7 protein-coding genes are annotated in these 6,820 nt (G+C 69.3%); all 7 read right to left on the bottom strand.

The genetic code is table 11. From position 1 onward, the window contains the following. Positions 1-586: AMP-binding protein (locus G6026_RS15530; RefSeq protein ID WP_194307645.1), on the bottom strand; the 586-nt coding region annotated here is incomplete at its 3' end. A gap of 63 nt (positions 587-649) precedes the next feature. Then, positions 650-1,072: a MerR family transcriptional regulator gene (locus G6026_RS15525; RefSeq protein ID WP_107757470.1), complete on the bottom strand. Its 423-nt coding sequence runs from the start codon at positions 1,070-1,072 to the stop codon at positions 650-652. Continuing rightward, positions 1,069-2,262: a molecular chaperone DnaJ gene (gene dnaJ, locus G6026_RS15520; RefSeq protein ID WP_107757471.1), complete on the bottom strand. Its 1,194-nt coding sequence runs from the start codon at positions 2,260-2,262 to the stop codon at positions 1,069-1,071. Before dnaJ ends, G6026_RS15525 begins: the two co-directional genes overlap by 4 nt. Before the next feature lie 105 nt (positions 2,263-2,367). After that, positions 2,368-2,994: a nucleotide exchange factor GrpE gene (grpE, locus tag G6026_RS15515; protein ID WP_107757472.1), complete on the bottom strand. Its 627-nt coding sequence runs from the start codon at positions 2,992-2,994 to the stop codon at positions 2,368-2,370. After that, entirely contained in the window at positions 2,991-3,188 is a 198-nt protein-coding gene (locus G6026_RS15510) for a hypothetical protein (protein WP_017838418.1), read from the bottom strand. The genes grpE and G6026_RS15510 overlap by 4 nt, the downstream gene beginning before the upstream one ends. Next, the gene (dnaK, locus tag G6026_RS15505) at positions 3,185-5,038 is read right to left on the bottom strand and encodes a molecular chaperone DnaK (protein ID WP_107757473.1); all 1,854 of its coding nucleotides are present in this window, start codon (positions 5,036-5,038) and stop codon (positions 3,185-3,187) included. Before dnaK ends, G6026_RS15510 begins: the two co-directional genes overlap by 4 nt. A gap of 277 nt (positions 5,039-5,315) precedes the next feature. Further along, entirely contained in the window at positions 5,316-6,662 is a 1,347-nt protein-coding gene (gene gdhA / locus G6026_RS15500) for an NADP-specific glutamate dehydrogenase (RefSeq protein WP_182613700.1), read from the bottom strand. Between the last annotated feature and the right edge of the window lie 158 nt (positions 6,663-6,820).

Below are 6,820 nucleotides of genomic sequence, written 5' to 3'. Positions count from 1 at the left end.
CGCCTGCGAGCAGGTGGCTGTGGATCACCGACAGCCCGTAACAGTAGTGCGGGGGGAGGGTGGTGATGGCGCGATCAGCGGGCTCGATGCGCAGGTACTCGGCGATCGCCGCGGCATTCGACAGCACGGCCCGGCGCGCCTGCCGGACGAGTTTCGGCGACCCGGTGGACCCCGAGGTGCTGAGCAGCAGCGCCAGGTCCGGGTGCAGGTCGTGCCGCGGCGGGGTGTGGTGCGCGGACGCCGGGATCGACTGACCCGCGCCCGCGAGGACGTCCGGGGTCCACGACTCGACGAGAGCCCGCGTGGCCGCGCTCTCCGGCGGCAGGAGCAGGACGACGTGGCCCGCCTCGTGCGCGGCGAGATAGTCGATGAGGAAGTCGGTGGTGTTGCCCCCGATCAGGCCGACCATCCGTCGTCCGGAGTCGAGCGACGGATACTCGGCTGCGCGGGCGGCGACCCGGAGGGCGAGATCGGTGTAGGTGAGGGTGGTGTCGTCGCTGATCACGGCCACCGCACGGCCACGGGCGGCGAGAGGCCCCGCCAGCCCGCCCACCCGTCGGGTGTGGCCCACCTGCTCGATCGTCACCGGACCACTGTAAGAGGTAAGCCTATCCTAGGACAATTCGTTCATCATCCACCGGATCGGACGTCAGTGGTCCCCGCGCTGGTGGCGGGGTCGCCAGACCACGACCGAGGTCGAGCGCGGCACGTGGACCAGTTCACCGCCGACGCGTCCCCGGCCCGAACCGGAACGGAGCTCCGCGAGTTCGTCGGTCAACTCGCGGACCCGGGACTGGAGGGCGTCGACCTGGTTGGTGAGCTGGATGATGCGTTTGATGCCGGCGAGGTTCACGCCCTCGTCCTGGCTGAGTCGCTGCACCTCGCGCAGCATCGCCACGTCGCGCAGGGAGTAACGCCGGCCGCCACCGCTGGTGCGTTCGGGCGTGACGATCCCCAGTCGGTCGTAGGTGCGCAGGGTCTGGGCGTGCAGGCCCGACAGCTCGGCGGCCACGGAGATCACCAGGACGCTGTCGTCCGGGGCCAGGTCCCCCACGTCCCGCCGGGGGCTCATGCCGACCCGGCCCAGCCAGACCGTGGATCGAAGCCCGCCGCCCGCAACGCCTCGTCATAGGCTGCGAGCTCGGCCTCGGCCATCCCGGCGGGGGGCGTCGCCACCCGGAGCGTGACCTTGAGGTCACCGGTCCCGGTCTTGCGTGCGATTCCGCGACCGCGGACCCGCAGGATCTGCCCGTCCCTGGACCCGGCCGGGATCTTGACCGTCACCCGTCCGGTGAGCGTGGGCACCGACACCTGGGCGCCGCGGACGAGCTCGGGATAGGAGACCGGGAGCTCCACCAGCAGGTCCGCGCCGTCACGGTCGAACACGGCGTCCTTCGACACGGTGACCGTGACGTACAGGTCGCCCGACGGGGCCCCGCGGAACCCGGCCTCCCCCTGACCCGAGAGCCGGATGCGTTGACCGTCCTGGACCCCGGCGGGCACCTTGACGTTGATCGTGCGGGCGCGGTCGGTGACGCCGCTGCCCGAACAGTCCGGGCACGGGTCGTCGATCTTGGATCCGGTGCCGCCGCAGTCCGTGCAGGGTTCTGCGAAACTGAACGCGCCCTGGGAGCGCTGGGTGACCCCTGCCCCGTGACAGGTGCTGCACACCTTGGGGCTGGTGCCAGGGCGGGCACCGCTGCCGTGACAGGTCAGGCAGGGCGAGGCGGACGAGAGCCTGATCTGCACGGTCTCGCCCAGTGCGGCCTCGCGGAACGACAGGGTGAGAGAGGTCTCGACGTCCTGCCCGCCCTGCGGTCGCTGCGCCCGGCCCCGACCCGCGCCGGGGGCGCCGCCGCCACGGCTCTGGGTGAACAGGCCACCGAAGAGGTCGGAGAAACCACCGGATCCCCCGGCGCCGCCGGCCCCGGCCGCACCTCCGAAGAGGTCGCCGATGTCGAAGTCGCCGCTGGTCGTGGTGAACCTGCCGCCCCCCGGGGGCGCGAAGCCACCGAACCCTCCGGAGGAGACCTGCGCCCGGAACTCGTCGTACTCCTTACGTTTGGCGGGGTCGCCGATGACGCTGTTGGCCTCGCCGACCCGCTTGAACTTCTCCTCGGCGGCCGCGTTCCCCGGGTTCTTGTCCGGGTGGTTGTCGCTCGCGAGCTTGCGGTATGCCTTGCGGATCTCGTCCGCCGTGGCGTTCTTGGAGACGCCCAGCTCGGCGTAGTAGTCCTTCTCGACCCATTCGCGCTGACTCACCAGACGCCTCCTTCCTTGATCGGGTCTGACAGATCTCGAGTACTCATTCTCCACCTCGACCGCCGGTGTGCGGGTGACCGCACACCGGCGGTGGGTCGGAACAGGTCAGCGGACGGTGACCATCGCCGATCGCAGGGTCCGCTCACCGTGGCGGTAGCCCTTGCGCAGGATCGTGCCCAGCACGGGCTCGGAACCCTCCGACTCGTCCTGCACGGCCTCGTGCACGGCCGGGTCGAACGCATCGCCTTCCTCGCCGAAGGACTCGACCCCCTGGGAGGCCAGCAAGGCGTGGACCCTGTCGGCGAAGGCCTTGAGCGGCCCCTCCTCCAGATCCCCGTGCGCGCGTGCCCGCTCCAGGTCGTCGACGATCGTCAGGAGCTCGGCGAGGACCGACCCCTTGGCGGTGTCGATGATGGCCTGGCGGTCCCGCTCGACGCGGCGGCGGTAGTTGGCGAACTCCGCCGACACGCGCTGCAGGTCCGCCGTCCGCTCATCGAGCTGGGCCTGCAGAGCGGCCGAAGCATCCTGTGACGACGGATCACCGGCGCCCTCGTCGGCGCCACCATCGGCGGACGGGGCGGGATCGTCCTCGACGATCTCCCCTTCCACGGCCTCCGGGGCCGCGGCGCCGGACTCCTCGTCCACAGCCCGGGCGGCGGCCACGTCCTCGGCGTCACCACCGGCCCAGGCGGCCTTGTCCGTCTCCGGACCGTCAGCGTGTGGCGTGGTCACTGGAACTCACCCCTGACTGTCTCGTCGTCTTCTGCCGCGGCCTCGACCTCGTCGGGAGCGACGTCGGCCGCGCCTTCTGCCACGATCTCGGCCTCGGGGGCGACGGGGGCGTCCTGGACGTACTTCTCGTCCACGGCCTCCTCGTCGGTGGCCTCCGGGTCGCCGGGATCGGGCACTCCGGTCACCTCCGTCACTTGTCGCCCTCCTTCGGCTCGTCCTCGTCCACGACCTCGGCGTCGACGACGTCGTCGTCGGCGGAGCCCGCGGAGCCGGGGTCTGCGGCCTCGGCACCCTCGGCCGCGGCGGCCTCGTAGATGGCCTGGCCGACGGCCTGGGCCTCGGTGTTGACCTTTTCCACGGCGGCCTTGATGGCGTCGACGTCCGAACCCTCGAGGGCGGACTTGGCCTCGGCGATCGCGGCCTGGAGGGACTCCTTCTTGTCCGCAGGGACCTTGTCCTCGTTCTCCGAGACGAACTTCTCCGTCTGGTAGATCGTGGACTCGGCCTGGTTGCGGGCGTCCGCCTCCTCGCGGCGCTTGTGGTCCTCCTCCGCGTGGGCCTCGGCGTCCTTGATCATCTGGTCGATCTCCTCCTTGGACAGGCCCGAGCCCTCCTGGATGATGATCGTGTTCTCCTTGCCGGTTCCCTTGTCCTTGGCGGTCACGTGGACGATGCCGTTGGCGTCGATGTCGAAGGTGACCTCGATCTGCGGCACCCCGCGCGGCGCGGGGGCGATTCCGGCGAGCTCGAACGAGCCGAGCAGCTTGTTCTGCGCGGCCATCTCGCGCTCACCCTGGAACACCTGGATCTGCACCGACGGCTGGTTGTCGTCCGCCGTGGTGAAGGTCTCGGACCGCTTGGTGGGGATGGTGGTGTTGCGCTCGATGAGCTTGGTCATCACGCCGCCCTTGGTCTCGATGCCCAGCGACAGCGGGGTCACGTCGAGCAGGAGCACGTCCTTGACCTCGCCGCGGAGGACGCCGGCCTGCAGCGCGGCACCGACGGCCACGACCTCGTCCGGGTTGACGCCCTTGTTGGGCTCCTTGCCCCCGGTGAGTTCCTTGACCAGGTCGGTCACCGCCGGCATACGGGTCGAACCGCCGACCAGAACCACGTGGTCGATCGACGAGATCGAGATCCCGGCGTCCTTGATGACGGCCTGGAACGGTTGACGGCAGCGGTCGAGCAGGTCCTGGGTGATCTTCTGGAACTCCGAGCGCGTCAGCGTCTCGTCGAGGAAGAGAGGGTTCTTGTCCGCGTCGACCGTGATGTAGGGCAGGTTGATCGAGGTGGACTGTCCGCTGGACAGCTCGATCTTCGCCTTCTCGGCGGCCTCACGCAGGCGCTGGAGCGCCATCTTGTCCTTGGTGAGGTCGATGCCGTTCTGTGCCTTGAACTTGTCGACCAGCCAGTCGACGATCCGCTGGTCCCAGTCGTCGCCGCCGAGGTGGTTGTCGCCGGACGTCGCGCGGACCTCGACGACGCCGTCGCCGATGTCGAGCAGGGAGACGTCGAAGGTGCCGCCACCGAGGTCGAAGACCAGGATGGTCTGCTCCTTGTCGCCCTTGTCCAGTCCGTAGGCCAGAGCGGCCGCGGTGGGCTCGTTGACGATGCGCAGAACGTTGAGGCCGGCGATCTGGCCGGCGTCCTTGGTGGCCTGACGCTGGGCGTCGTTGAAGTACGCGGGCACGGTGATGACCGCGTCCGTCACGTCCTCACCGAGGTAGGACTCCGCGTCGCGCTTGAGCTTCTGCAGCGTGCGCGCGCTGATCTCCTGCGGGGTGTAGTTCTTGTCGTCGATCGAGGCCGACTTCCAGTCCGTGCCGATGTGGCGCTTGACCGAGCGGATGGTGCGGTCGACGTTCGTGACCGCCTGGTTCTTGGCGGGCTGGCCCACGAGGACCTCGCCGTTCTTGGCGAACGCCACGACCGACGGGGTCGTGCGTGACCCCTCGGCGTTGGCGATCACGTTGGCCTCGCCGCCCTCGAGGACGGCGACGCAGGAATTGGTGGTGCCGAGGTCGATACCGACTGCACGTCCCATGATGTTCTCCTTCTCTCCGCGTACTCGACCGCGGACGGGGGTGGTCCGAAACTCCGTTGTTAAGCAGACCCGGCTCAAGGCTCGGATCAGTGACACCACACTGCCTCTCCGAGTGGATGCCGTCAACCCAAGTTGAGTCGGACTCGCTGAGGTTTGACGCTCCGTACAACTACCGCCCCGGCCGATCGATTCCCGTTGTGATTCAGATCACAGCACAACATGAGTCTGCCCGACTCAAACAGTGGACGGGGGCGGTACCGGCTCCATGTACTGACAACTAGATGACGCCCTGCGCGAGCATCGCGTCCGCGACGCGGCGGAAGGCGGCGATGTTCGCCCCGGCCGCCAGGTCGCCGGGCTTCCCGTACTCCTCGGCGGTGGCGGCCGTGGTGGCGTGGATGCTGGTCATGATGCGGTCGAGTTCCGAATCGACGCGCTCGAAGTCCCACTGCAGTCGGCCCGCGTTCTGCCGCATCTCGAGCCCACTGGTGGCGACACCGCCGGCGTTCGCGGCCTTGGCGGGGCCGAACAGGATACCCGTGTCGTGTATCACCTCGACGGCCTCTTCGGTGCAGGGCATGTTGGCGCCCTCGGCCACGAGCCGGCACCCGTTCGCGGCCAGGGTCCGCGCGGAGTCGCCGTCGAGTTCGTTCTGGGTCGCGCAGGGAAGTGCGATGTCGCACGTCACCTCCCACACCGGGCGCCCCTCGACGAACTCGCAATCGCCCCGCTCCCGCGCGTAGACCGAGAGCCTCTCCCGCCGCACGTCCTTGACGTCGGCGAGCAGGTCCAGGTCAAGGCCCTTCTCGTCGACCACGTAACCGGAGCTGTCCGAACAGGCCACGACCGTGGCTCCCAGCTGTGTCGCCTTCCTTGCCGCGTACAGGGCGACGTTGCCGGAACCGGACACGACCACCCGCGCCCCGTCGAGGCCGAAGTCGGACTCGCGGAGCATCTCACGGACGTAGTAGACGAGCCCGTACCCGGTGGCCTCGGTCCTGGCCCACGACCCTCCGTAGGCGACCGACTTGCCGGTGATCACTCCCGCCTCGTTCCGGCCGGTGACCTTGCGGTACTGGCCGTACAGGTAGCCGATCTCGCGGGCGCCCACGCCGATGTCCCCGGCGGGGACGTCGAGATCCGCCCCGATGTGATGGGCGAGCTCGGCCATGAACGACTGACAGAAGCGCATGACCTCGCCGTCACTCCGGCCGTGGGGGTCGAAGTCCGAGCCGCCCTTGCCGCCGCCCAGGTCCAGGCCGGTGAGCGCGTTCTTGAAGACCTGCTCGAAGCCGAGGAACTTCAGGGTGTCCTCGTCAACGGACCGGTGGAACCGCAGGCCACCCTTGTACGGACCCAGGTCCGAGCTGAACTGGACCCGGAAACCACGCTGAACCCGGATCGTTCCCGAGTCGTCCACCCACGGCACCCGGAAGGACACCACGCGTTCCGGCTCGACGATCCGCGCGAGGATCCCGCCCTCGACGTACTCCGGATGCTGCCTGACCACGGGGGCGAGAGACTCGAGCACCTCGTGCACGGCCTGCCGGAAGAGCTTCTGCCCGGGATTTCGGGCTACCACGGACTCGAGCGCATCGTGTAGTGCGGCGTCGGCGTCGGACATGGGACCTCCGGTGTAGGGGCTGCGGTGTAGGGGATGCGGTGTAGGGGATGCGGCCTGAGGGACGGTCGGCGTGGGCCACCCGCCGCGGGCACTCACCCGATACCGAACCCCCGCAAGGCCCCTGCCACGGCCGGAACGGCGTCGCCGCCGAGCCGCAG

Origin of the sequence: Dietzia sp. DQ11-38-2, from assembly GCF_014145055.1 — a bacterium.
In the GTDB taxonomy this organism is placed as follows: domain Bacteria; phylum Actinomycetota; class Actinomycetes; order Mycobacteriales; family Mycobacteriaceae; genus Dietzia.
The sequence above is the reverse complement of the archived record's forward strand: the minus strand, read 5'-3'. Positions and strand labels throughout refer to the sequence as shown.

Excerpts from the sequence above, each read along its gene's own strand:
- dnaK (WP_107757473.1), bottom strand. The coding sequence starts at position 5,038 with ATGGGACGTGCAGTCGGTATCGACCTCGGCACCACCAATTCCTGCGTC.
- gdhA (WP_182613700.1), bottom strand. The coding sequence starts at position 6,662 with ATGTCCGACGCCGACGCCGCACTACACGATGCGCTCGAGTCCGTGGTA.
- G6026_RS15525 (WP_107757470.1), bottom strand. The coding sequence starts at position 1,072 with ATGAGCCCCCGGCGGGACGTGGGGGACCTGGCCCCGGACGACAGCGTC.